At 60.2% G+C, this 23,288-nt stretch carries 21 protein-coding genes and 1 tRNA gene; 11 read left to right on the top strand and 11 right to left on the bottom strand.

All coding sequences use genetic code 11. The annotated features are described in order from the left end of the window. Positions 1–537 precede the first annotated feature (537 nt). The 6 genes from A37O_RS0113105 to A37O_RS0113080 all read right to left on the bottom strand — a co-directional run bounded on the left by A37O_RS0113105 (position 538) and on the right by A37O_RS0113080 (position 6,615). Positions 538–1,293, bottom strand: a complete 756-nt coding sequence (locus tag A37O_RS0113105; protein ID WP_018297963.1) for a type 1 glutamine amidotransferase — start codon at positions 1,291–1,293, stop codon at positions 538–540. Next, a complete protein-coding gene (locus A37O_RS0113100; RefSeq protein WP_018297962.1) occupies positions 1,286–2,569 on the bottom strand; it encodes a Mur ligase family protein in 1,284 nt (427 codons plus the stop codon). The genes A37O_RS0113105 and A37O_RS0113100 overlap by 8 nt, the downstream gene beginning before the upstream one ends. A gap of 24 nt (positions 2,570–2,593) precedes the next feature. Next, on the bottom strand, positions 2,594–3,586 hold the full coding sequence (locus A37O_RS0113095) for a DNA polymerase III subunit epsilon (RefSeq protein WP_026196378.1): 993 nt from the start codon (positions 3,584–3,586) through the stop codon (positions 2,594–2,596). Positions 3,587–3,645: 59 nt separating this feature from the next. Beyond that, entirely contained in the window at positions 3,646–4,086 is a 441-nt protein-coding gene (locus tag A37O_RS0113090; protein ID WP_018297960.1) for a hypothetical protein, read from the bottom strand. 177 nt (positions 4,087–4,263) lie between these two features. Further along, positions 4,264–5,304 carry an aspartate-semialdehyde dehydrogenase gene (locus A37O_RS0113085; RefSeq protein ID WP_018297959.1) on the bottom strand — a complete coding sequence of 347 codons (1,041 nt, stop codon included), beginning with the start codon at positions 5,302–5,304 and terminating at the stop codon, positions 4,264–4,266. 45 nt (positions 5,305–5,349) lie between these two features. After that, positions 5,350–6,615 carry an aspartate kinase gene (locus tag A37O_RS0113080; protein ID WP_018297958.1) on the bottom strand — a complete coding sequence of 422 codons (1,266 nt, stop codon included), beginning with the start codon at positions 6,613–6,615 and terminating at the stop codon, positions 5,350–5,352. A 141-nt stretch (positions 6,616–6,756) separates the two neighbouring features. On the opposite strand from A37O_RS0113080, the gene A37O_RS0113075 reads away from it, so the two are divergent. Beyond that, complete coding sequence (locus A37O_RS0113075) at positions 6,757–7,620, top strand: DMT family transporter (protein ID WP_018297957.1); 864 nt, start codon at positions 6,757–6,759, stop codon at positions 7,618–7,620. A 14-nt stretch (positions 7,621–7,634) separates the two neighbouring features. On the opposite strand, the gene A37O_RS0113070 is transcribed toward A37O_RS0113075, so the two are convergent. Further along, on the bottom strand, positions 7,635–8,174 hold the full coding sequence (locus tag A37O_RS0113070; RefSeq protein ID WP_018297956.1) for a hypothetical protein: 540 nt from the start codon (positions 8,172–8,174) through the stop codon (positions 7,635–7,637). A 295-nt stretch (positions 8,175–8,469) separates the two neighbouring features. On the opposite strand from A37O_RS0113070, the gene leuA reads away from it, so the two are divergent. Continuing rightward, positions 8,470–10,308, top strand: a complete 1,839-nt coding sequence (gene leuA / locus A37O_RS0113065; protein WP_018297955.1) for a 2-isopropylmalate synthase — start codon at positions 8,470–8,472, stop codon at positions 10,306–10,308. A 123-nt stretch (positions 10,309–10,431) separates the two neighbouring features. Then, positions 10,432–11,439 carry a hypothetical protein gene (locus tag A37O_RS15950; protein WP_018297954.1) on the top strand — a complete coding sequence of 336 codons (1,008 nt, stop codon included), beginning with the start codon at positions 10,432–10,434 and terminating at the stop codon, positions 11,437–11,439. Here the strand turns inward: A37O_RS15950 and A37O_RS0113055 are convergent. Together A37O_RS0113055 and A37O_RS0113050 are read right to left on the bottom strand one after the other, a co-directional pair. After that, positions 11,436–12,716, bottom strand: a complete 1,281-nt coding sequence (locus tag A37O_RS0113055) for a YkvI family membrane protein (RefSeq protein ID WP_018297953.1) — start codon at positions 12,714–12,716, stop codon at positions 11,436–11,438. The genes A37O_RS15950 and A37O_RS0113055 overlap by 4 nt on opposite strands. A gap of 109 nt (positions 12,717–12,825) precedes the next feature. After that, positions 12,826–13,368 carry an RNA polymerase sigma factor gene (locus tag A37O_RS0113050; protein WP_018297952.1) on the bottom strand — a complete coding sequence of 181 codons (543 nt, stop codon included), beginning with the start codon at positions 13,366–13,368 and terminating at the stop codon, positions 12,826–12,828. Positions 13,369–13,511: 143 nt separating this feature from the next. On the opposite strand from A37O_RS0113050, the gene A37O_RS0113045 reads away from it, so the two are divergent. From A37O_RS0113045 to A37O_RS0113010, 8 genes are all read left to right on the top strand, one after another. Next, a complete protein-coding gene (locus A37O_RS0113045; RefSeq protein WP_018297951.1) occupies positions 13,512–15,065 on the top strand; it encodes a catalase in 1,554 nt (517 codons plus the stop codon). Between the two features lie 335 nt (positions 15,066–15,400). Continuing rightward, positions 15,401–18,235, top strand: coding sequence for a DUF4040 family protein (locus tag A37O_RS0113040; protein WP_018297950.1), 2,835 nt, complete (start codon positions 15,401–15,403; stop codon positions 18,233–18,235). Further along, positions 18,232–18,654 (top strand): sodium:proton antiporter, encoded by a 423-nt coding sequence (locus tag A37O_RS0113035; protein ID WP_018297949.1) that lies wholly within the window; start codon positions 18,232–18,234, stop codon positions 18,652–18,654. Before A37O_RS0113040 ends, A37O_RS0113035 begins: the two co-directional genes overlap by 4 nt. Further along, complete coding sequence (locus tag A37O_RS0113030) at positions 18,651–20,162, top strand: monovalent cation/H+ antiporter subunit D family protein (protein WP_018297948.1); 1,512 nt, start codon at positions 18,651–18,653, stop codon at positions 20,160–20,162. Before A37O_RS0113035 ends, A37O_RS0113030 begins: the two co-directional genes overlap by 4 nt. Then, a complete protein-coding gene (locus tag A37O_RS0113025; protein ID WP_018297947.1) occupies positions 20,159–20,539 on the top strand; it encodes a Na+/H+ antiporter subunit E in 381 nt (126 codons plus the stop codon). The genes A37O_RS0113030 and A37O_RS0113025 overlap by 4 nt, the downstream gene beginning before the upstream one ends. Continuing rightward, positions 20,536–20,793: an MrpF/PhaF family protein gene (locus A37O_RS0113020; protein WP_018297946.1), complete on the top strand. Its 258-nt coding sequence runs from the start codon at positions 20,536–20,538 to the stop codon at positions 20,791–20,793. The genes A37O_RS0113025 and A37O_RS0113020 overlap by 4 nt, the downstream gene beginning before the upstream one ends. Continuing rightward, on the top strand, positions 20,793–21,170 hold the full coding sequence (locus A37O_RS0113015) for a cation:proton antiporter (protein ID WP_018297945.1): 378 nt from the start codon (positions 20,793–20,795) through the stop codon (positions 21,168–21,170). The genes A37O_RS0113020 and A37O_RS0113015 overlap by 1 nt, the downstream gene beginning before the upstream one ends. Before the next feature lie 57 nt (positions 21,171–21,227). Then, complete coding sequence (locus tag A37O_RS0113010; protein ID WP_018297944.1) at positions 21,228–22,676, top strand: hypothetical protein; 1,449 nt, start codon at positions 21,228–21,230, stop codon at positions 22,674–22,676. Here the strand turns inward: A37O_RS0113010 and A37O_RS0113005 are convergent. Both A37O_RS0113005 and A37O_RS0113000 read right to left on the bottom strand, forming a co-directional pair. Then, entirely contained in the window at positions 22,673–22,966 is a 294-nt protein-coding gene (locus tag A37O_RS0113005; protein WP_156802606.1) for a hypothetical protein, read from the bottom strand. The genes A37O_RS0113010 and A37O_RS0113005 overlap by 4 nt on opposite strands. 162 nt (positions 22,967–23,128) lie before the next feature. Continuing rightward, a tRNA-Pro gene (locus A37O_RS0113000) sits at positions 23,129–23,202 on the bottom strand. Positions 23,203–23,288: the final 86 nt, after the last annotated feature.

Below are 23,288 nucleotides of genomic sequence, written 5' to 3'. Positions count from 1 at the left end.
CGATATGATTGGGCGCGGAGGCCATCGTTGGTGTCCTTTCGAGGATGTGTAGGAGCTGAGTCGAAAGGTACCGCGGTGGTCTCCTTGCTGGTCGGCAGGGGGGGTTCACCAGGCGGTAGCTGTACACCACACTATTGGACGCAACCCACTGTGATTTAGGCGGTGGCTTAGTTCCGTAGGGCAAAGTCAGATCTAGCGTTGAAAGGGGTGACAAGGTCCTCACTCCGAGAGCGCGAGCGCCTGCAATTCCGGTGAGTGCTGCCTTCCGGATGAACGGAGTAGTGAGCTTGATATGAGTAATTTCTTCAGGAGTAAGAAGCTTTACGTGATGCATATTTGCAAGCATCCAGCAGGCGAATGAAGCGTGCTGACTCAGCTAAATTTGCCTGTGGACAACGCGAGTTGTCCACAAGCTGGTGTTGCAAGAAGTTGCGAACGTGGTCGATTCTGGTATCGACCACGTCTAAATTATGTGCAACGAATAAGACGTAAAAGGCTTTTAAATCAGCGTGGTCGATACCCGCCAGCCACCAAGGCTTACTTAAGCCGCTCCAACCGCAACCGGTCGATGACGCCGATCTCCAGCGGTTCCAGCTCGGCGAGCGGGATGCCCATGGCCTGAGCTAAGAGCAGGTCGGCAAGCTGGGGGTTACGTGCAAGGGCCGGGCCGTGCATGTACGTGGCAATCACGGAGCCCTGCACAACACCCTCGGCTCGTCGCTGCTCGGCACCGTCGGGCAGATCCATCGTGCTGGTGACGTCCGTGTTGCCCACACCCCGGGTCAAGCGACCCAGCGGCGAGGCGTTGGCACCGAGGACGGTTCCGCCCATGTGGTTCTCAAACCCAGTCAGAGGTTCAGTGAGGTCAGCGGTGATACCTGCGTGGGTGGGGTAGGAGGTCACTTCCCCGATGGCACGGGTGTGCATGGGGGAGGTGGTGGCGTCGATAAGCCCGAGGCCGTCAACCTGCTTACCGGAAGCGTGGAAGGACTCGCCGAGTACCTGCATGCCCGCGCACACCGCGAAGATGGGCCGGCGGTCGATGGCAGCGCGGATCAAACCCTTGTCGGCGGTCAGGTGCTCTGCCGCAAGGATCTGGGCGGAGTCTTCGCCGCCGCCCATGCAGTAGATGTCGAGGCCGGCGGGGACGGGCTCGCCCAAGCGGATGGGGACGATCTCTGCTTTCATCCCGCGCATCCGGGCGCGCTGGCGCAGGACGAGCGCGTTGCCGTCGTCGCCGTAGGTGCCCAGTACGTCAGGGAGGATGAGTCCAATAGAAAGTGAATCAGCCACGGTAGTCCTCCTGCTTGGTAAGGTCGCGCTTCAGGTCTCTAAACGCGGTGTAGTTTGCTAGCACTTCCACGCGCCCGGCGGGACAGGCTCGAATGGCCTCGACGGGGTCGTGGATGAGTTCGTGATCGATGTCGGCGTAGAGCAAACGCACGGCCAGGTCGGTGCCACGCTCGCCAGCTGCCTTCACCGAGACCCCCTCGAAGTCCTCGAAGCCCACGTCCCAGAGCCACGAGAGGTCCTCGCCATCGGCGACCTGGCCGTTGACGGCGATGACAAGGCCATCAGCGTTGCGGTTGACCATGGATAATGCTTCCTGCCAGCCGGCGGGGTTTTTCGCCAGCAGGAAGTGCACCTCTTTGTCGCCGAGGTGCACGGTGGAGTACCGGCCTGCGACGTTGTCGACCTTTTCCGCAGCAGACACCGCGGAGTCCAGGGAGACGTCGAAGCCCTCCACAGCAGCGGCTACGGCTTGGGCGGCGTTGCCACGGTTCGCGTTACCCGGCAGCGTGAGATTGAGTTCCACCAGCTCTCCGGTGCGGGTGCGCAGACCCTCGTCGGTAACTACCCAGTCTGGGGTGGGTCGACGGAAGGTCGTGCCGTCGGGCAGTGGTTTAACGGCGTACCAGTGATCCTCGGTGCGCACGACGTGGCCGCCACCACGTGGGCTGGTCACGGAGTCGCCTAACCAACCCGCGCCGGCAGCAACCCAGATCACGTTCTTCGCCTCCCAGGCCACAGACGTCATCAGCACGTCGTCGCAGTTGGCAATAATTAACATGTCGGGGTGTGCTTCCACAGCGTCGCGCAGCGCCCGCTCGATCTTGTTAATTTCGCCGACTCGGTCGAGCTGGTCGCGCGATAGGTTGAGCAAAACAAGCGCTTGCGGCTCTAACTTGTCAGCCACAGAAGGCACGTGGAGTTCGTCGACCTCGAGGACAATATGCGACGCTTTCGGGTTCGCCATGAGCGCGGAAATGATGCCGGCGTCCATGTTGTCGCCGCCCTCATTGGTGGCCACGGTGTAGCTAGTTTTCATCGCGGCGGCCAGCATGCGGGTGGTAGTGGACTTGCCGTTCGTGCCGGTAACCAGCACGGCGGGGCGCCCAGCGGCCAAGTTCGACATGATTGAGGGGTCGATTGCTCCAGCGACCAGCCCGCCGATCATGCCTCCCTCGCCACGGCCGGTGGCGCGCGATGCGGTGGTTGCTAACTTTGCTGCGGTACTGGCGACGCGAGTGCGCAGTTTTCCTAATCGACCTTTTGGTGTAGAACTCATGCGTCTACGATACCGAATTGTGTCTTACTTCTGAGCGCGAGCCACGACTGCCAGGAAATCTTTATCGCTGATGAGCGGGATTCCTTTTCGCTCGGCGTGCATCGCTTTTCCGCGCAGGTCAGAGGTGACGTTGCTGACCACCAAGGATGCGGTTCTGGTGAGCTTTTCTGAATATGTCATTCCCGCGCCTAAACCGGCCTCAATCAGCTCGTTCGGGTCAACCTGAATATCGTCTGTGACAACGAATTCCATGCCCGCCGCAATGCCCACAGCAGGGTCATAAACCCCCGGATTAGGCACCTCAGTGTCGTCCTTCTCCGCGTCAACGCGCACGAGGCTGCGCTGCAAACCAAAGCGATCCGCAGTGAGGTTCTCAGGCGTACGCGTGAGCAGCTCACCTGCGTCGCGCAGCGCACGATACGTCTCAACGAGCACCAGCGTGGCCTCCCGCGACGTCTCCGCTTCGGGTCGCTGGGCACGCTCTACCGAAGCAGCAGGATCAGGGGTATCGAGTCCCACACTTTGCGCTACGGCATACAGACGGGTGTCGCGCAGCGTCGTGCCCTGCTGAAAAGCAGAAGCGAGCGTATCGATGATTGCTACCGGGCGTGGCACATGTCCGACACGTTGGCGCCTGCGACCTCGGCCGCGATTTCGCGAGCGGTTGGCCCGGGCTGCTGCGTTCATTGCGCGGCGCGCCTCGGAGACGATAAATCCCCATACCTTCGGGGCATCGTGGACAACCAGAGTGCGATCGTCGATAAGCTTGTCTAGCGTCTTTAAATGGCGGGAGAACCGTGCGGCCTGCTCGAACTCTTCGAAGTCAACGCCGTGCATGTGGCGTGGGCCTGGGTCGCCGCCAGTATTGAGTACTGCGTGGAATTCTTCGCCGGTGGTGCCGGCGTCGTCGAAGGTGACTGCGTCAATGGTGAGCAGGCGGCCAGTACTCGGGTGAATCCCGGTGGCTTGCACGTGCACCGCGACAAAGGGGTGCGTCATGTCCTGCGTGGTTGTCATTGTTCAGAGTCTAGTAAACCGAAGCAGGGCTGTGGCCACGGGTGTGCATCTGGAGGGGATTAGCTAAAGATACGATTTAGCGAGATGAAGAATCCGTCGATCCAGGAAATCTCCGAGGAGGCGGAAGCCGAGCGAGTATTTTCAGTGGAGCCTTCGACGGTGACCTTCACCTCGTCGATGACCTCGCAATTGTTTACCAGGGTGAGGTATGCGGTTTCACCAGGCTGGGCCTTGGCGGAAGCTGCAACGCGGAAGGTGCCGTTTTGGCTCCATACGCTCCAGCCTGCGGGGAGCGTGCTGCTATTCGCAACTTTTGCAGATGTGTGAGTAGCAGATTGAGCGGAATCATCCGCATCATCCGCTCTGACGAGTGAAATGGTTTCGCCTGGCTTGATCGTTGTATCTTCCCAGTTAGCAGCGTGAGCAGCTGGGGAGAGTGCGAGCGAAAGAGCCACAATGCCGCTGGCAAACGCAGCGCCGATGCGCCTCGATGCAGCCATGTAGTCACCAATCTTTCTCGGGAATAGAAAATGTCCAACAGACAGTCTCTCTCTCGAAGAGACGGGAAACAACCAAAGTTATCTATTTGAGATGAAAAGGTAATGAAAAAGCTAAAGCGCCGCGCATGACCAAGAGGTGCATGCGTGGCGCTTTAGGGCTTAGAGGGCCCAGTCGGGCTACTGGTTATCGACCAGCAGCTCTGCAATCTGAATGGTGTTCAGAGCCGCGCCCTTGCGCAGGTTATCGCCGGACACCACGAACACGAGGCCACGGTTGCCGTCGATGGTCTGATCCTGGCGGATACGACCGACCAGGGAGTCGTCCTGGCCAGCGGCAGCCAGCGGGGTAGGAACCTCAACAACAGAGACACCCGGTGCGTCCTCGAGGAGCGACTGAGCTTCCTTAGGAGTAATTGCCTCGGTGAACTCTGCGTGGACAACCATGGTGTGGCCAGTGAACACAGGAACGCGAACACAGGTGCCCGAGACCTTGAGCTCTGGGATACCCAGGATGCGGCGGGACTCGTTGCGCAGCTTCTGCTCTTCGTCGGTTTCGAAGGTGCCGTCGTCGACGAAGTTGCCAGCCATAGGCAGCGCGTTGAAGGCGATCGGGGCCACGTAAGGGCTGGTGTCCTCGACCTGGAGCGCGGAGCCGTCATGGACCAGATCCACGTTGTGCTCGCCGATGGAAGCAACCTGCTTTGCCAGCGCCTCAACGCCAGCCAGCCCGGAGCCGGAGACTGCCTGATAGGAAGCAACGCGCAGGGTGGTCAGGCCAGCCTTGGCGTGCAGCGCGGAGAGCACTGGCATGGCAGCCATGGTGGTGCAGTTCGGGTTCGCAATGATGTTCTTCGAAAGGTTCTGCAGCTCAGCTGGGTTGACTTCGGAGACGACCAAAGGAACGTCGGTGTCCTTGCGCCACGCAGAGGAGTTGTCCACGACCTTCACGCCAGCCTGTGCGAAGACAGGTGCCCACTCCTTGGAGGTGCTGCCACCTGCAGAGAACAGTGCGATGTCGATGTCGGAGACGGATTCCGGGGTGACCTTGGTCAGATCTTCGACTTCAATTTCTTCGCCGCGGAAGGTGAGCTTCTTGCCAGCGGAGCGCGGGGACGCGAACATGCGCACCTTGTCTGCTGGGAAGTTGCGCTCTTCTAGGATGTCGCGCATAACCTGGCCAACCTGGCCGGTTGCGCCCACAACTGCGATCGTGGTCATTTCGGAAAATCTCCTCAGTATTGGAAAAATCTTAAAAGGTGGTTGTTAGCGTCCGGTGCCGGCATAGACGGTGGCGGATTCGTCGCCACCCAGCTCGAACTTGTCGTGGATTGCACGGGTCGCGTTGTTCAGCTCGGATTCGCGCACAACAGCGGTGATGCGGATCTCGGAGGTTGTGAACATTTCGATGTTGATGCCTGCGTCGCGCAGCGCTTCAGAGAATTCAGCGGTAACGCCTGGGTGGGATTTCATGCCTGCGCCGACCAGGGACACCTTGCCAATCTGGTCGTCGAAAGTGACATTAGTCCAGCCGTTTTCTGCCTGCAGGCCGGTCAGCAGCTCCACAGCGCGAGGAGCATCGCCCTTCGGGCAGGTGAAGGTGAGGTCGGTGGTGTTGTCCTCGATGGAAGAGATGTTCTGGATCACCATGTCGATGTTGATCTCGGCATTCGCCAACGCGCGGAAAACCTTAGCGGCCTCGCCCGGCTTGTCCGGCATGCCCAAGATGGTGATCTTGGCTTCAGAGTTATCGGTTGCTACGCCAGTAAGTACTGCTTCTTCCACGGGAATATCCTCCATCGATCCGGTGACAAGGGTGCCAATATTATTGCTATACGACGAGCGCACGCGCAGGGGTACGTTGAATGCGCGCGCGTACTCCACGCTGCGCAGAACCAGAATCTTCGAGCCCGCAGCCGCCAATTCCAACATTTCTTCGAACGAGAGCTTCTCAATCTTTTGCGCATCAGGCACGATGCGCGGATCGGCGGTGTAGATGCCATCCACGTCCGAGTAGATCTCGCAGACATCGGCGTTGAGTGCTGCGGCCAGCGCCACCGCTGTGGTATCCGAGCCGCCGCGGCCCAGGGTGGTCACGTCGCGGGTCTCGCGGTTGACACCCTGGAAACCAGCGACGATGGCGATATTGCCCTGGTCGAGCGCGTCTTGCACGCGACCCGGGGTGACGTCCACGATGCGGGCGTTGCCATGGCGCTCGGTGGTGAGCACACCTGCCTGCGAACCAGTAAACGATTGCACCTCAGCACCGAGCGAGGCGATGGCCATGGCGACCAGGGAGTTCGAGATGCGCTCGCCGGCGGTGAGCAGCATGTCCATCTCGCGCGCAGGTGGGACCGGGTTGACCGCTGCCGCGAGGTCGAGAAGTTCGTCCGTGGTGTCTCCCATTGCGGAGCACACGACGACGACGTCATTGCCCTGCTTCTTTGTGGCAACAATTCGTTCTGCCACGGCGCGAATGCGCTCAGCGCTCTCCAGAGAAGAGCCTCCATACTTCTGCACGACCAGTGCCACTTATGGGCCACCTTTCGTTGTTTGGGAAAACAGGGAAATTAACGTCAGTCGTTTCGATATCCTACCTGGCTTTCCCACAACAATCGCTAGCACCCGTTGTATCTCACACCTAATTATTCACACTGCCCTAAAGTAAGTGCCGTGCAGAGCAGCTTTGTGGCGGTGCTTTTCGCTTTAGCGTCCGCCTTAACCACCGCGTGGGCGACGGTCATTCGCCATAGGATCGTCAACGAAGTTGCCGCCCAGAACGAAGCCGGAATAAGTGAGCGTTCTCCACTTCTCACGGGCCTGACTCATCCCGTGTGGTGGTTGACCATTGCGGCGGCATTCGTGGCCTACTTGCTCCAGGTGATCGCGCTCGGGTTTGGCACGTTGTTGGTGGTCCAGCCGATTTTGGTGTTGTCTCTGCTGTTTACTTTGCTGCTTTCCGCCCGGATGAATCGCAAAGCTCTGAACCGCCACGACACCGCCTGGGCGAGCTCGCTCACCATCGCGGTGGCCATCGTCGTTATGTATGGGCGCCCCACACCCGGTGACGGGCGCCCCGACACCTCCGATTGGTGGGTCGCGGTGGCCATCGGGGGTGCTGCGTGCTTGATCGCAGGGATTTTCGCTTATCGACGAGACGGCGCACCGAAAGCCCTGATCCTCGGCGCAATCTGCGGGGTGGTATTCGGCTATGTTGCCGTGTTATCCAAGATCGTGGCGGACCAATTCTTCGCTGGTGGCTTTGCGGAACTTGTGAGCAACTGGCACCTCTACATGTTGATCGCTTTGGCCATCATTGGCACTGCCGTGCAGCAGCTGGCCTTTGCGATGGGCAATCTCTCGCAATCGCTCCCCGCGATGACGGTATGCGAGCCCATCGTGGCCTTCGGGCTAAGCTACGTGGTCTTGGGCGAGGAATTCCATGTGACCACAGTTATTGGGCGCGTGGTGTTGGCGGTGGCCCTGATTGTCATGGCGGTGGCTACGTTTAAGCTGGCGCGGAAGCGGGCAACTTAGTTCGTTCGAACCTATTATTCCTGTTCCGAGTTGTAGCGGGCTTCAACTTTCTCGCCGTAGTCACGGATGAGATCGTCAACGGCAAGCGCTTCGGTTTTCCACTTCTCGTTGAAAACTAGCCCTTCATTTTTCTCCACCGCTGCTCGAAACAGCGCTTCGGTGTAGTCACGTCGCTCGGATACTAGGTTCCCAAACTCCTCAAGTTCCTTCTCAAAGGATTCAAACTCAGCCGCGCTGGCATTTTCTGGAAGAACTGGGATTTCGACGACAACTGAATTATCGCCAGTTGTTCGATTCAAACGGTGCGAGCTTTGGGTTTTGCCGACGATAATTGACTTCTGGGTGCCATCTGAAAGGCGGTCTAGAGCATCTTGCAGCTTCGTTTTTGCTCGGACTTCTTGATCAAGCGGGGTGCGGGCCGAGCTTCCGAGGCTGGAAATTCCTGCGGAACTAGAAGAAGAGGTTTGTGCATCGGCGACGATAGATCCGCCGAGTGCGATAGATAATGCAATTGTGCTGCTTAAAAGGGCAGTGCGGAGGTGACCGTGATTCATCGTGAAAATGCTCCAAGCTGTTTCGATGTATAGCTGTGAGGCTACCTTGACCGCTGCGAATATTTTGGAGGATAGAGTTTTTCGTCAATCGCTGGCATGAACCACGTCCAAACGCTACAGTGTCTTCTATGTCAATCATGTCGGCACCGATCGCGCCTTTCGGCGCACGGCTTCTCCTTCTAAGCCGCGGCGGGAATCAGGTCTAAACACGACCGGCACCCCGTCGCGGAGTTTGCGTTGCCGGTCGTGGAACCCACACCCAAGCATTCAAACTTAGAACAAGGACTTTAGCGACATGACACCTTCAGATTCTTTCATCTCTGCCCCTTCCGAAATCCGCACCCCAAACGGCCCACGGAATGAGGGTCAGCCAGTCTGGAATAAGCAGCGCGGCTCTCAGATGCCACACGAGCGTTACCTGACCTTTGCTCAGGAAGTAGAAACCATTGAACTGCCGGACCGCACCTGGCCGGATAAGAAGATCACCCAGGCACCACAGTGGTGTGCAGTGGATCTGCGCGACGGTAACCAGGCGCTGATCGATCCAATGAGCCCAGAGCGCAAGCGTCGCATGTTCAACCTGCTGGTCCAGATGGGCTACAAGGAGATCGAGGTCGGTTTCCCTTCGGCTTCCCAGACCGACTTTGACTTCGTGCGCGAGATCATCGAAGAGAACATGATTCCTGAGGACGTGACCATCCAGGTGCTGGTGCAGGCGCGCGAGCACCTGATCCGCCGCACCTTCGAGGCATGCGAAGGCGCACCAAACGTCATCGTCCACTTCTACAACTCCACCTCGAAGCTGCAGCGCAAGGTCGTCTTCCGCAAGGAGCGCCCAGAGATTAAGAAGCTGGCCACCGATGCAGCAGAACTGATCAAGGAAATCGCAGCGGACTACCCAGACACCAATTGGCGCTGGCAGTACTCGCCGGAGTCGTTTACCGGCACCGAGCTGGATTTCGCAGTCGAGGTCTGCAACGACGTCGTTGACGTGATGGGCGCTACCCCAGAAAACCCAATGATCATCAACCTGCCGGCAACGGTGGAGATGATCACTCCGAACATCTACGCCGATCAGATCGAGTGGATGCACCGCAACTTTAAGAAGCGTGATTCCATCATCCTGTCCCTGCACCCGCACAACGACCGCGGCGAAGGCGTCGCTGCCGCTGAGCTGGGCTACATGGCCGGCGCCGATCGTATCGAGGGCTGCCTGTTCGGCAACGGCGAGCGCACCGGCAACGTCGACCTGGTCACCCTGGGCCTGAACATGCTGACCCAGGGCGTTGACCCACAGATTGACTTCTCGGACATCAACAAGGTCCGCGAAACCGTGGAGTACTGCAACCAGCTGCGCGTGCCTGAGCGCCACCCATACGGTGGCGACCTGGTCTTCACCGCGTTCTCTGGCTCCCACCAGGATGCCATCAACAAGGGCCTGGATGCCCTGGCATCCGAGGTGCGCCCAGGCTCCGACTCCACCGAGGTCACCTGGGATGAGCTGCGTGAAACCGTTTGGGAGGTCCCTTATCTGCCGATCGACCCGAAGGATGTCGGCCGCGACTACGAGGCAGTGATCCGCGTGAACTCCCAGTCCGGCAAGGGCGGCGTTGCCTACATCATGAAGACCGACCACGGCATGAACATCCCACGTGGGATGCAGGCCGAGTTCTCCGGTGTAGTCCAGGCCATCACAGAGCGTGAAGGCGGCGAGGTCAACTCGAAGAACATGTGGGACATCTTCGCCGGTGAGTACCTGGACACCGACGCGCCACTGGAGCTGGTCTCGTTCAAGGTCCAGAACGCCGAGCAGGACGACGACAACGCAACCGTCGAGGCCAACGTGCGCTTCAAGGGCGAGGACAAGACCATCGAGGGCACTGGCAACGGCCCAATCGCTGCGTTCGCCAACGCGCTGGAGCAGATCCAGGTCGATGTTGAGGTCCGCGACTACTCCCAACAGTCCCGCGCCGAGGGCGATGACGCTGACGCAGCCTGCTACATCCTGGCAGACATCGCGGGCGCTCCTTCCTGGGGCGTCGGCATCGCAGGTTCGACCACCCGCGCGTCCATCAAAGCGATCGTGTCTGCGGTGAACCGCGGTTCCAAGCTGGCTGAGAACCCAAGCGTCTAGTTTTTCGCTTCACGACGACAAGCTCCCGCCCCGCCAACCCACAACACCGTGGTTGGCGGAGCGGGAGTTTCTTCTGGTTACACTGGTGCAAAGAAATTTTAGGTAGATAGTAGAGGTGCGCTGATGAAAACTTATGTGGTGCCCGATCGTGGACTCGGGGCGATTCGGAAGCTGCACGCCGAGGAAGTCGACTCGGAGCTGATCGCGGACCTGTTCAAGGAGTCGGACGCGTCCGCACTCGATCTTGCCGTGGTCGTTGTTTCCGATGACAATTCCAGGGAGCTCTTTTTACTTTTTGAAGGCTCCGTCATCGGCGTGATTAATAAATATGATCGGCGCGCCTACCCAGAACTCGACTGGATTATCCAGTCGGGCCTGGTGCCCCTGGTGACCGCTCGCGCGACACCGGACGCAATGGAAGTGCGCTTGCCGCGGCCGGGGCTGTGCCTGCCGGACAATAACCCACCCACCGTTCCCTGGGTGCTCCTTGATGGCGACGCTGTGTATAGCGTGGAGCTTCCCCCTCAGGACGACGATGCCGCACCTAGGCGCAGGCATGTGCTGCTCACGCTGCACACGACGCAGGAGGGCACCGAGGAGGGTGTTGTTGCCTCAGTCGACGGCGAGGTCGTCGGCCACGTGGTCAATCCAGGCACGTTGTTAGAGTCTGTGCCCTCACTCGAGCGGCGGGGCCTACAACCTGTCGTGCGAGGTTTTTATGCTCCAGTGGCAGGGGAGCTGACATTGTCGTTCCGGGCCGGGGAGATGCCTGCGGTAGAAGATCTTGAGATCTCGCCGATTCCCCCTTTACCCAAACCAGAGCTGAAGCGGGCGGCTCCAGTCGAACCACAAACCTCGATGATTCCCGTGGTTGTTGTCGACGAGGAGCCAGCACCTGCCCCAGAGCCAAAGGCTCCAGAAGCACCAGAAGCTCCGGCTACCGGAAATCTGCCCACCTACCAGGGCAGCGTTGAAAGTGAATCGTTGAGCGAATCCGAGACCCAGGAAGAAAAGGCCAAAGAAAAATCGCGACGAGGAACACTCGCCGCGATAGTTGCGGTCATTGCCGTGGCACTGGTGCTGATTGCAGTGCTCGGGGCAGCGGGTCTGCTGCCGTTCGGCGCTAGCTAGTCGTCGTTAATCGGCTCTTTTTCTTCCTTAAACCCGGAGTCCTTGTCGGCGATGAGCTCGTCGGAGACTTCCCTGGTCAGCTTTTGCTCGAAGACCTCGGAAGGCACGGCCGAGGCTGCAACGAGTTTGGCCAGCTCATGCTGCTGTGCGGTGGAGAAACGCAGGCGAGGATCCATCTTGCGACGCATCAGATCGCGGGCTTGGATGCGCACACGCTGCTCGACGGTGAGCTTCGAGCGGCCGCGCAGCCAGGCGACGGTGATCACCAGGATCAAGAAGATGCCCATGTAGCCCAGGATTGGGTACACGAAACCGATCAGGTCCTGGAAGCCGATGAAGGACAGGACGAAGCCGAGCAGGCAGGCAACGAGGAAAACGGGGTAGAAGCGCTTCGGCTGACGCTTGGTCAGGCGCTTGCCCAGGGCGTAGAACATAGAGATTGCGGTGTTGAAGATCATGCCGTAGATCGCGATGGCCGTTAAGATGCCCAGGATTGGATGGATCTCGTTGATCAGCGTGAGCACTGGCATATCCACACCATTGACGAGTTCGACCTCGAAGAATAGCGCGAAAGCCAAAAGCATCAACAGGATCAGGTAGATGACACCGCCGAGGAGTCCGCCCCAGCCTGCGACCTTGGTGTCCAAGAAGTTGCCGCCGATGACGATTGCCATGGAACACGCGGTCATGACATTGAAGCCGGTGTAGTTCAGCGAGGAGACCCACCAGTTCGGCAGGGTGGTGTTCACATCCTGCGAGGCAATGTTGAGTGCCGCGATGTCGGGTTCGGCCTGGACGAGCGTCCAGATCGTGGCGATGCAGATAAACAGGAAGATGAATGGGGTGGCGGCGCCGATGACGTAGGTGACGCGGTCGACGTCAAGGAGGCCTGAGATGAGTACGAGGGCCAGCATGAGGAAAGCACCGACCCACAGCGGCAACCCGAACTGCTGGTTGAGGTTGGAACCGGCACCGGCAAACATGATGAAGCCCACCGAGAACAGCGTGACCGTGGTGGAGACATCCAAAATGATGGACACGGCGCGGTTGGAAATACTGCCCAGCACGCTCAAGTGCTCGCGGGCCTGGTAGTAACTGCCCAGCTGCAACAGGGCGATGCCCGAAATAATCATGAGCAAGGAACTCACCGCGGCGCCGACGATGCCCCAGGAGCCGAAGGCAACGAAGTACTGCATGGTCTCCTGGCCCGAGGCGAAACCGGCGCCGATAATGATGCCGACGAACGCGAGTCCGATACTAATTACCTGTCTGATCATTGCGGCCCCTCACCGAAACTTGAAATGGTGTTATGACTATACGTCTAAACGATGTGAGTAAGCTTACAAAACCGCGACGACAGTGATGTGGGCGGGGTGGGATTAGTCTTTATTCTTCGGTGCCCGCGATGAGGTCGCGCCGGGCCCGGGCCACGCGGGAGCGGATCGTGCCCACGCGCACGCCTGCAATGTTGGCGGCTTCTTCGTAGGTGTAGCCGAGTACCTGGGTCAAGATGAGTGCTTCGCGACGTTCGGGCGGGAGCTCGTCGATAAGCGTGCGAAGATCGATGATTTCGCTCCACGAATTCGGATTATCGGGGCTCGGGGTACTCGCAGTCGCATCATCGACCTCCATGGCGGACTTGCGCGGGCGCGCCATGTCGTGGCGCACGGAGTCCACCCAGACGCGACGTGCCAGGGAGAGTAACCATGTGCGTGCCGACGAACGCGCGGCGAAATTCGGTAGCGAGCCCATCACGCGCAGATAGGTTTCCTGGGTGAGATCGTCGGCGTATTCTCGGCCGGCGAGGTGGGCGAGTAGGCGCCAAACATCGTCGTGTGTGGCTTCAATGAACTCGGTTAATGCGCGCTTGTCGCCCCGCCCTGCCCGCAGGGCTAGCTCGGTGACGTGCTCGTCATTACGCCTGTTCACGAAAGTAAAGGTTACCAGCCCCCAAATTTGGTTATCCTGGTGAGTGTGCGCCTGGGAAGATGCTGAATTCGGTTGTGAAAGCTCCCGGGTCGCGTAAACTATGAATTGCGACCGATTAATAATATCTACTTAAGGAGTCTAGCGTGGCTGACAAGTCCGTAGAAGACATCGTTGCGCGCGGTGAGCGCCCAGCAGGCAATGGCCAAACCACTCGTCACAACGGAACCCCAGTTCCTTCCGAGAACATCTCGGTGACCGCAGGTCCTCAGGGCCCAGTCGTTCTCAACGACATCCACCTGATTGAGAAGCTCGCACACTTCAACCGCGAGAACGTTCCAGAGCGCATCCCTCACGCAAAGGGCCACGGCGCTTTCGGTGAGCTGCACATCACCGAGGATGTTTCCCAGTACACCAAGGCAAAGCTGTTCCAAAAGGATGCAGTAACCCCTTTGGCTATCCGTTTCTCCACCGTTGCTGGTGAGGCTGGCTCCCCAGATACCTGGCGCGACGTGCACGGTTTTGCCCTGCGCTTCTACACCGAAGACGGCAACTACGACATTGTTGGCAACAACACCCCGACCTTCTTCCTGCGCGACGGCATTAAGTTCGCAGACTTCATCCACTCCCAGAAGCGCAACCCTGCTACCGGCCTGCGTTCCGCTGAGATGCAGTGGGATTTCTGGACCCGTACCCCAGAGTCCGCACACCAGGTGACCTACCTGATGGGCGACCGCGGTACCCCTAAGACCTCCCGCCACCAGGACGGCTTCGGCTCCCACACCTTCCAGTGGATCAACGAAGAGGGCAAGCCAGTCTGGGTGAAGTACCACTTCAAGACCCGCCAGGGCTGGGAGACCTTCACCGACGAAGAGGCTGCAGTTGTTGCAGGCCAGAACGCTGACTACCAGCGCGAGGACCTCTACAACTCCATCGCTAATGGCGATTACCCAATCTGGGACGTCAAGGTCCAGATCATGCCAGTGGAAGAGGCAGAGAACTACCGCTTCAACCCATTCGATCTGACCAAGACCTGGTCCCAGAAGGATTACCCACTGATCGATGTGGGCTACTTCGTTCTGAACCGCAACCCAAAGAACTTCCACGCACAGATCGAGCAGCTCGCGCTGGATCCATCTAACCTGGTTCCAGGCGTTGGCCTCTCCCCAGACCGCATGCTGCAGGCTCGCGTGTTCGCATACGCTGACCAGCAGCGTTACCGCATCGGACCAAACTACCGCGATATTCCGGTAAACCGTCCGATCAACGAGGTCAACACCTACTCCGAGCGCGGCTCCATGGCGTACTTCTTCAACGAAGAGTCCGAGCCAAACTACACCCCGAACAGCTACTCCAAGGGTGCAGGCTTCCTGGACAACGGCGAGGATTCCTCCTCCAACCACACCGAGTACGGCCAGGGCGCAGACCTCTACGTCAACCCAGAGCCACACGGTTCCGACATCGGCCGCTACGCATACGTCAAGCACGAAGAGGACGATGACTTCGGCCAGGCAGGTACCCTGTACCGCGACGTCTTCGACGATGGTGAGAAGGAGCGTCTGGTGCACAACATCACCAACGCGATGAACGGCATCACCAACAAGGACATCGAAGAGCGCGTCTACCAGTACTGGACCAACGTCGACGAGAACCTGGGCCAGAAGGTTCGCGAGTCGCTTGCAAAGAAGCGCGGCGCATAATCGCCTCCGCTAGATAATGCCCTGGGGATCGTAGTGATCCCCAGGGCTGTTTCGGGGGTTAGGGGAACTTAGATTCCGCTGGGAAACCACTCGGTGCTACCTGCTAGGGTTGAACCGTGCGTTATTTCTCTCGGCCCCGCAATCCACGCCGCCACCACCGTGCGGCGTGGATTGCGGGGCCCGGGACCAACGGTTACACCACATCGTGGGGGCCACACCTTTCCGGTGCAGGCCACGGGCGCCCCTATGCCACCCACGTTTACTAGCACTACCCGTTCATCCGCGTGGGGCGCTGCTTCTGGCCGCTACCACGAAAGAAAACCACCGGGGCAATTATGTTATTTATTCTCTTAGCGGTGCTGGGCATTACCGTTGCCCTCGCACCAATGATCACCCGCATGCTTGGGCGCAACGCGGGATGGCTACTGGCCGTTCCTTTGGTTGCCTCTGCTGTCATGGGCGTGATGTCATATGTGTCTCCCAGATCCGGGAATGTACACGAAGAATCAGTGAGCTGGATTCCGTCTCTGGGTGTGGACTTCGCCGCCCGCATCGACGGCCTGTCGCTCGTCTTCCTTCTTCTAGTCCTTATTATTGGCGCTGGCGTGCTCATGTATTCCACGCGCTACCTTCACGAGGGCAAAGCCTCGTTCTACATGCTCATCTGTGGCTTTGCGCTTGCGATGAGTGCGCTTGTGCTTACCGACGACCTCGTGGTCTTCTACATCGCATGGGAAATGACCACCCTGTGCTCCTTCTTCCTCATCGCTAACGGTGGCGAGAAGGGCTACGAGCCTGCGATCCGGACCCTGCTGGTGACTGTTGCCGGCGGCCTGCTGCTGCTCACCGCCACGGTGATCATGGTGATTACTACTGGCACCACCCAGCTCTCCGCCGTGATCGCCGACCCGGTCTGGCAGGAAAACACGGGCCTGACCACGGCTGTGGCCTGCCTGGTGGCCGGTGCCGCGTTTACTAAGTCGGCCCAGTTCCCATTCCAGGCCTGGCTGCCGGATTCCATGGTGGCGATCGCCCCAGTGTCCGCCTACCTCCACGCCGCCGCCATGGTCAAGGCCGGTATCTACCTGATCCTGCGCTACTCGCCGATGTTCGAGGGCATTGGCATCTGGAACGTGCTGCTGATCTCCTCTGGCCTGTTTACCGCCCTCTTCGGCGCCATGACCGCCGTGAAGCAAAACGACCTGAAGGCGCTTTTGGCGTACTCCACCATGTCCCAGCTGGGTCTTCTGGTTGCCGTGGTGGGCATTGGTACCAAGGAAGCACTCACCGCGGCCATCGTGCACACCATTGCGCACGCGACCTTCAAGGCAACCCTGTTTATGTCGGTGGGCATCGTCGAACACGAGACCGGCACCCGCGACTTCAACGAACTACGCACGCTCCGGGTGAAGATGCCAGTGACCCAAACCATCGTGGTGATTTCCGCCGCATCCATGGCTGGTATCCCGCCACTGGCAGGCTTCGTGTCCAAGGAAATGCTCTTAGGCGCGGGACTGAGTGCACCGTTCGGCGACGCAACGATGACGCTGATCACCGGTGCGATCGTGGTGACCTCGATCTTTACCTTTGCCTACTCCTACCGCTACATCCTGGGCGTGCTGGGCAACCGCACGGGGGACGACAAGATCCCAGTCAAGGGCGAAGCAGCACCGACCTTCTACATCATCCCGGCCATCTTGACCGTGGTTACTGTGCTGGTGGGCCTGTACCCGCAGATGCTAAACTCGGCTGTCGCCGATGCCGCACTGGCCGCCACCGGCGAAGTACTCGACCCGCATCTGGCCCTGTGGCACGGATTCAACCTGCCCCTGGCGTTGTCGGCGCTCATTATCGTCTGCGGTTCCGTCCTGGCATGGCGCCGTTGGGCCGTGGCCGCCTTCCTCAGCGACTACCGCGCTCCGGTCACCGGCATCGAAGTGGTGGAAGCATTCCGCAGCGGAACCATCGCATTCGGCGCGCGCTTTACCGCTGCCACCGGCACGACCTCGCAGCGCCGCCACCTGGCAGCCCCACTACTCGGACTCGTGGTCATCGGTGTGATCGGGCTATTCACCCTTAACGACATCCCGGCACCTGTGGGCCCTCGCTACGAACCAGCTGACTGGGTCTTACTGCTCATCGTGGCAGTAGGTGTCGCCTCGTCGTTGAAGGCGCAATCGCGTGTGACCCTTGCTATCGTTGTGGGCATTGTCGGTTTCGGTACGACCTTGTGGTTCTTCAACCTCGGTGCCGCCGACGTGGCCACCACCCAGCTCACGGTGGAAATCCTCACCGTCGTGGTGATGGTGATGATCCTGCACCGGCTCCCGGACCGCTTCCCGCGCGAACGCCGCTCGTCGATTCTGTCCTCTGCCGTGCTGGCAGTAGCAGTGGGCGTGACCTCCATGTTGGCCGTGATGGCACTAACGGGCCGCCGCGAAAAGACCGATGCAGCAGAGTACTACCTGCGCGAAGGCCCCATTGCCACTGGCGGCGACAACATCGTCAACACCATCCTGGTGGAGTTCCGTGCATTCGATACCCTGGGCGAGCTGACCGTCTTGGGCGTGGCCGGTATCGCGGTTGTGGTGCTGCTGCGCGCCCGTCCGCTGCGCCCACGCGCGAAGGCGCGCCTGAATATCTTCTCGCCGGTATATAGCGCCCGAAACAACTCGGTGTTCCTGCGTTCGGCCTCGCGCCTGGTGCTCCCGCTCATCGTGGTGATCTCCGTGGTGCTGTTCTTCCGCGGACACAACGCCACCGGTGGCGGCTTCGTGGCCGCGTTGGTGGGCGCAGCCGGGTTTGCCATGCTCTACCTCATGGCGGCCTCCGACCAGGAAGCCAAGGTGAAGTGGCCATACATGTCGCTGATCGGCTCCGGTATCTTCATCGGCGCAGCGACCGGCCTTTTGGGCTACTTCGAAGGAAGCTACCTCACCCCGCTGTCGACCTACGTCTTTGGTATCCACCTGACCACCTCGTTGATCTTCGACCTGGGTGTCTACCTCGCCGTGCTGGGCGTCATCCTGGCATCGATCAACCTGGCAGGTATCCCAACCGATGACCCGGGCGAGCCCGAAGACGGCGCTCCCGAAGCCGGCCAAGGCGACGTGGGTGTTGTGGTCGACGGTAAGGAAATCGCCCAACCAGCTGAAAGGAGCAACGCATGATTCTCGCTTTGACAGTTGGAATCCTCATGGCGGGCGCCGTGTATCTGATGATGCGCCCCGACATGTTCCGCATTTCCATCGGTTTCGTCCTGCTCAGCCACGCAGTCAACCTGATGATCCTGGCCGCCGGCGGCATCAGCTGGCGCGACGAACCCTTCGGAGCCCACACCGACACAGCCACGGCCGCCGACCCGCTGCCCCAGGCCTTCGTTCTGACCGCCATCGTGATTTCTTTCTCCATTACGATCTTCATGCTGGTCACGGCGATCGTCGGCAAGCCAGGCGATGCAACGCGTGCCGACGACGACCTCTCCGAAGAATCTCACGCCCGCCCCGACGCTGACGATGCTGACGAGTTCTACCAGGAACTCGCACCTAACCCAGCGGACACCCCAGAAGTTGGTGAAAAGCAGCGATGACACTCAACTACGACCTGGTGAGCACCTACCTCACCCTCTACGTTGCCATCCCGCTGGTAGTCGCCGGCTTCCTTGTGATGGTCCGCCGCCCCCTGTGGCTGCAATACGTGGGCATGTTTGCCACGCTGATCGCAGCACAGATCGCCTCCGGTTTTCTGATCTACGGCACGCTCGACGGCACCACATTCGCCTCCGGCACAGGTAACTGGCCTTTCGGCATCGCGATTCCGTTTGCGGCCGACATGTTCGCCGCCCTGATGCTGACCACCACTGGCATCCTCGCGCTGGCCTCCGCCTGGTTTGCAGTAGCCAGCGGATATGCGAAGGAACCGTACTTCGCGCCACTGATCCTTGTGCTTATGACCGGTGTCAACGGAGCGATTCTCACGGCGGATATCTTCAACTTCTTCGTGTTCCTCGAAGTGATGCTGCTACCAAGTTACGGACTGTACGTGCTGTCCATCCACCGCCGCGGCGGCAACATCATGGTCGGCGGCGTGCGCCTGTTCGTTACCGCCAACCTGCTGGCCTCCACGATGTTCCTGGCCGGTGTAGCCATGGTGTACGGCACCGCCGGCACCGTGAACCTGGCGCAGCTCGACGGCGCGGCCTCCGCCGACCCGGCCGTGGCCATTGCTACCTCCATTGTGATGCTGTCCATGCTGACCAAAGCCTCGGTGGTGCCAGTGCACTCCTGGCTGGCACGCAGCTACCCGTACACCTCCCCGGCTGTAACTGCGCTCTTTTCGGGCCTGCACACCAAGGTCGCGGTGTACATTCTGTATCGCATCTACGCCGTCATGTTCGACGGCGACGAGCGATTCCTCTGGATCCTGGTTCTGCTCTTCTCGCTGACCATGCTCATCGGCGTGCTCGGCGCAGTAGGCGAGAAGGACGCCCGCTCGATCCTGACCTTCCACATGGTCTCCCAGCTGGGCTACATTTTGCTGGGCCTGGGCATTTTCACCCAGCTTGGCATTACCGCCGGCATCTTCTACCTGGTGCACCACATGATTGTGAAGGCATCGCTATTCATGTCCACAGGCGCCGTCGAAGTCAGATACGGCACCGGCAAGATCGGGGACCTGGCAGGCATCGCCCGCCGCGAACCGTGGATGGCCGTGGCCTTCTTCGCCGCAGCCCTCTCACTTGCCGGTATCCCGCCGTTCTCCGGCTTCGTGGCCAAGTTCTCCCTGATGCTGGCAGCCTGGGACGCAGGCGAGATCTACGCGCTGGTCATCATGGTGATCGTGTCCCTGATCACCCTGCTGTCCATGCTGAAGATCTGGAACGGCATGTTCTGGGGCCACGCCTCCAAGGCGCGCGTGCCCGTCGATACTGCAGCACCTGCCCGCGTGGGATTCTGGCTGGGTGCGCCGGCCGTTATCCTGGCGGTGCTCACTCTCGCCATTGGTCTCGGTGCCCAGGTGCTCATGGGCTGGGCCGAGGTGGCAACCGAAAATCTCATGGATACTACTAGCTACGTAAGCGCGGTGATGAACGCATGAGTTCGATCCTTTCCTGGCCTTTGAGAGTCCTCGGATTCTGGGCCTGGTACGCAAAAGAGTTCGCAGTGGCCAACTCGTCGGTGATCAAGGACGTGGTCACCCCAGGCAACGACGCCACCCCATGCATCGCCCGCTACGAATGCGTCAGCCTCACTGAAGGCTTCTACACCCTGATCGCAGCCCTGATCACGGTCACCCCCGGTACGCTCGTCGTCGGTGCGGGCGAAACCACCGACAAGGGCGTGCGCGTGATGTACGTGCACGGGCTGTACCACGATAGTGCCGACGCGCTCCGCGCCGACCTACGAGACATGGAAACCCGCATGCTCAAAGGGCTGATGATTCACCCCGAGCTCAACGAGGAGGCTCAACCATGATCGCCATCGATATCGCCATCGCCATCTTCGGCATGTGCGCGGTCCCGGCCGGCTACCGCATGCTCGTCGGACCGTCCCGCGCCGACCGCGCCACCGCCGCCGACCTCATGATGTTCATCCTGATCGGCCTGCTCGCCCTCTTGGGCTTCCGTGGCGGATCCAGCTACACCTTGGACATCGTGCTCGTTGCCGCCTTGGTCGGCTTCCTATCCGCCGTGTCCTTCTCGCGCGCGCTGCTGCGAGGTGAACGTTAATGCAGGTCATGAACATCATTGGCGACATCCTCATCGTCGTCGGTGCGCTCAACTTCGCTATTTGTGCCTTAGGCCTTGTGGCCTTCTACGACGTGTACGCGCGCATCTCCGCGGTGGGCACGGCATCGGGCTTCGGCGTGTCCTTCGTGGTGTTGGGTATCTGGTTTAAGGACCCATCCCTGTGGAGCTTTTTCATCGCGCTGTTCGCAGTGGTGGTGCTGTTGGGTACATCAGCGATGGGGTCGTTGCTCATTGCCCGTTCCGCCGTGTTGCGTGGCACGCAGATGGTCGCGCCTATCGACGACGACATCAACCTAGAAAAGCCAGAAGTATTCGAAGCACGCAAGCAGGAGCAGGAAGAATCCGAAAAGGCCTAATGCCAGCAGCGGTGCGCCTACCCGGGGTTTCGTGGTGGAAACGCTAGGTTTTCAACCATGAAGCTCCGCCTGATCGCCGCCGTCATCGTCCTCATCGTGGGTGCGTTTCTTCCCATGAGTCCCGCCACCACGTGGAGCAGCGGCGAGCAGGTCACCGGTGCGCCCGCAGCAACCCCAGGCCCCGATTCGCTTATCGACGCCCGCCGCGCCACCGGTGAAGCAGGCGCCCAGACGGGCTTTCTCACCCAGGGCACCACGCAGCTCAAAGACGGCAGCGTGGCCCTGCGCGACGGTCTGGATGAGCTTGCCGGTGGTGCCGACACAGCACAGCAAGGCGCCCAGGAACTTTCCAACGGCATGAATGCGCTTTCCGGAGGCTTGGCTGAGCTCGGTTCCGGCGCGAACCAGGTCGCCGACGGGGTAGGCACTGCCGTGAACGCGGTGGTGGGCTTCGAGGCGATTAAGGGCCAGGTGATCGGTGCCATCGACCGCGCGGTGGCTGATACCGAAGGAGTTCAAGACCCCGAGGTGCAAGCAGCCCGACAATCGCTAACAGACCTGCGCGGACAGGTCGAGGTGGCCCAGCTGCCCGAGGACATTGTGACCCAGCTGAACCAATTACGTGACGGCTCCCGAGAGCTAGCCAACCAGCTGGCCACCCCGGGCTACCCATTCTTCGACGGCATGTACCAGGCCACCACCGGTTCGACCGAGCTGGCAAACGGTTTGGCCCAGCTGCGCGACGGGGTCACCACTGCCCGCGATGGCTCCCAGGAACTTGCCGACGGCGCCACCCAAGTAGACACGATTGCTACCAACACCGGCGACAAGATCGATACGGTGCGCCGTGCCATCCCGGGCCCGACCCCGCAGGCAGCCGGCGCAGCGGAGACCACCGCGGCTGCCGAGGAGGAAGAGGCAGTGACCTCGGCGCTGTCACCCCTGGTGGCCATGTTGATCGCGGCCTTGATGGTGCTCGGCGGATTGGCGCTCGCCCTGGCCGCCTATGCCGCGCCGGGCTCTCGCTGGTCCATTGCAGGCTTTGGCGCCGCCTTCCTGACCGTCATCGGCCTGATCTTGGTGATGGTGTTGGGTGCTGGCCTGACCCCTGTGGCCATGTTGCTTTTCGCCGCGGCGCTGTTTACCGCGGTGGCTGCAGCGACCGGCGTGACCTGGCTGGTGCTGAATGTTTTCGGCCCACGCATCGGTGCTGGTATCGCGGCCGCATTCGCCGCCATCCAGGTCGGCGTTGTGGGCTGGGTGTGGAAGACCGCCAGCGTGGGCACTGTGGCAGCGGCCTGGGAGCACGTGGCCGCCTTCATGCCACTGCACTGGACCACCACGGTTGTCTCCGCTGCGGGTAACCACGGAAACCAGCAGGCGATGTGGATCGCGCTAGCGCTGTCGGTGGTACTCGCTGTGCTGGGCGTGGAGGCGCTGCGTAGCCGCGAAGCTGCCCCGGCAGTGCAGCCCGCTCCGGCTGCTCCGACTGCCCCGTCCGCTTAGGCTGGTCGGGCCGGGCGCGGCCTGTAGTTCTCGGATTCGATCATCTCGTAGCTGCGGTAGGAATATTCGTCATCGTCCTCGTTGCAGATGATCGTGTCCAGAAAGACTGCTCGGAGGGCGTCCTTGCCGTAGATCTTCTCTGCGGTGTGGCGCAGCCACATGTGCTCGAAGTGCACTGCAGTTCCGTCTCCGGGGGACTCAATGATTCGTTCAATGTCGTGTGCGGGGCGGGTTTCGTCCCAGTCAGTGCCATCGGCCCTCTTTGGGTGACGGATCACAAACAGACGCACGGGCATCAGTCCTTATCTTCAGTTGTTCAGTTGGAGTTACGAAGATAACGCAGCCGGTGGACACCGCAACTTATCAACCCCGAAAGTGTGTACGAAACCCTATTGATTGGCGACCCAAGAAACAGGAAAGCCCACCCGGTAATAGGGTGGGCTGCATCTGAGTCGGGATAACAGGATTTGAACCTGCGACCCCTTCGTCCCGAACGAAGTGCGCTACCAAGCTGCGCCATATCCCGATGCAACTAAAAAGTGCTATCGAAAACTATACGCCCGGTTTTCGAAAGACCCCAAATCGCCCATCATCGGTCCCAATCGGCGAAGT

Origin of the sequence: Corynebacterium lubricantis DSM 45231, from assembly GCF_000379425.1 — a bacterium.
GTDB classification, from domain to species: domain Bacteria; phylum Actinomycetota; class Actinomycetes; order Mycobacteriales; family Mycobacteriaceae; genus Corynebacterium; species Corynebacterium lubricantis.
Note: the sequence above shows the minus strand (reverse complement) of the source record. Positions and strands in the feature narration are given on the sequence as shown.

Coding starts and splice junctions, on each gene's coding strand:
- A37O_RS0113010 (WP_018297944.1), top strand. CDS start 21,228: ATGAAGCTCCGCCTGATCGCCGCCGTCATCGTCCTCATCGTGGGTGCG.
- A37O_RS0113095 (WP_026196378.1), bottom strand. CDS start 3,586: ATGACAACCACGCAGGACATGACGCACCCCTTTGTCGCGGTGCACGTG.
- A37O_RS0113035 (WP_018297949.1), top strand. CDS start 18,232: ATGATTCTCGCTTTGACAGTTGGAATCCTCATGGCGGGCGCCGTGTAT.
- A37O_RS0113020 (WP_018297946.1), top strand. CDS start 20,536: ATGATCGCCATCGATATCGCCATCGCCATCTTCGGCATGTGCGCGGTC.
- A37O_RS0113025 (WP_018297947.1), top strand. CDS start 20,159: ATGAGTTCGATCCTTTCCTGGCCTTTGAGAGTCCTCGGATTCTGGGCC.
- A37O_RS0113015 (WP_018297945.1), top strand. CDS start 20,793: ATGCAGGTCATGAACATCATTGGCGACATCCTCATCGTCGTCGGTGCG.
- leuA (WP_018297955.1), top strand. CDS start 8,470: ATGACACCTTCAGATTCTTTCATCTCTGCCCCTTCCGAAATCCGCACC.
- A37O_RS0113040 (WP_018297950.1), top strand. CDS start 15,401: ATGTTATTTATTCTCTTAGCGGTGCTGGGCATTACCGTTGCCCTCGCA.
- A37O_RS0113085 (WP_018297959.1), bottom strand. CDS start 5,304: ATGACCACGATCGCAGTTGTGGGCGCAACCGGCCAGGTTGGCCAGGTT.
- A37O_RS0113090 (WP_018297960.1), bottom strand. CDS start 4,086: ATGGCTGCATCGAGGCGCATCGGCGCTGCGTTTGCCAGCGGCATTGTG.
- A37O_RS0113100 (WP_018297962.1), bottom strand. CDS start 2,569: ATGAGTTCTACACCAAAAGGTCGATTAGGAAAACTGCGCACTCGCGTC.
- A37O_RS15950 (WP_018297954.1), top strand. CDS start 10,432: ATGAAAACTTATGTGGTGCCCGATCGTGGACTCGGGGCGATTCGGAAG.
- A37O_RS0113070 (WP_018297956.1), bottom strand. CDS start 8,174: ATGAATCACGGTCACCTCCGCACTGCCCTTTTAAGCAGCACAATTGCA.
- A37O_RS0113055 (WP_018297953.1), bottom strand. CDS start 12,716: ATGATCAGACAGGTAATTAGTATCGGACTCGCGTTCGTCGGCATCATT.
- A37O_RS0113030 (WP_018297948.1), top strand. CDS start 18,651: ATGACACTCAACTACGACCTGGTGAGCACCTACCTCACCCTCTACGTT.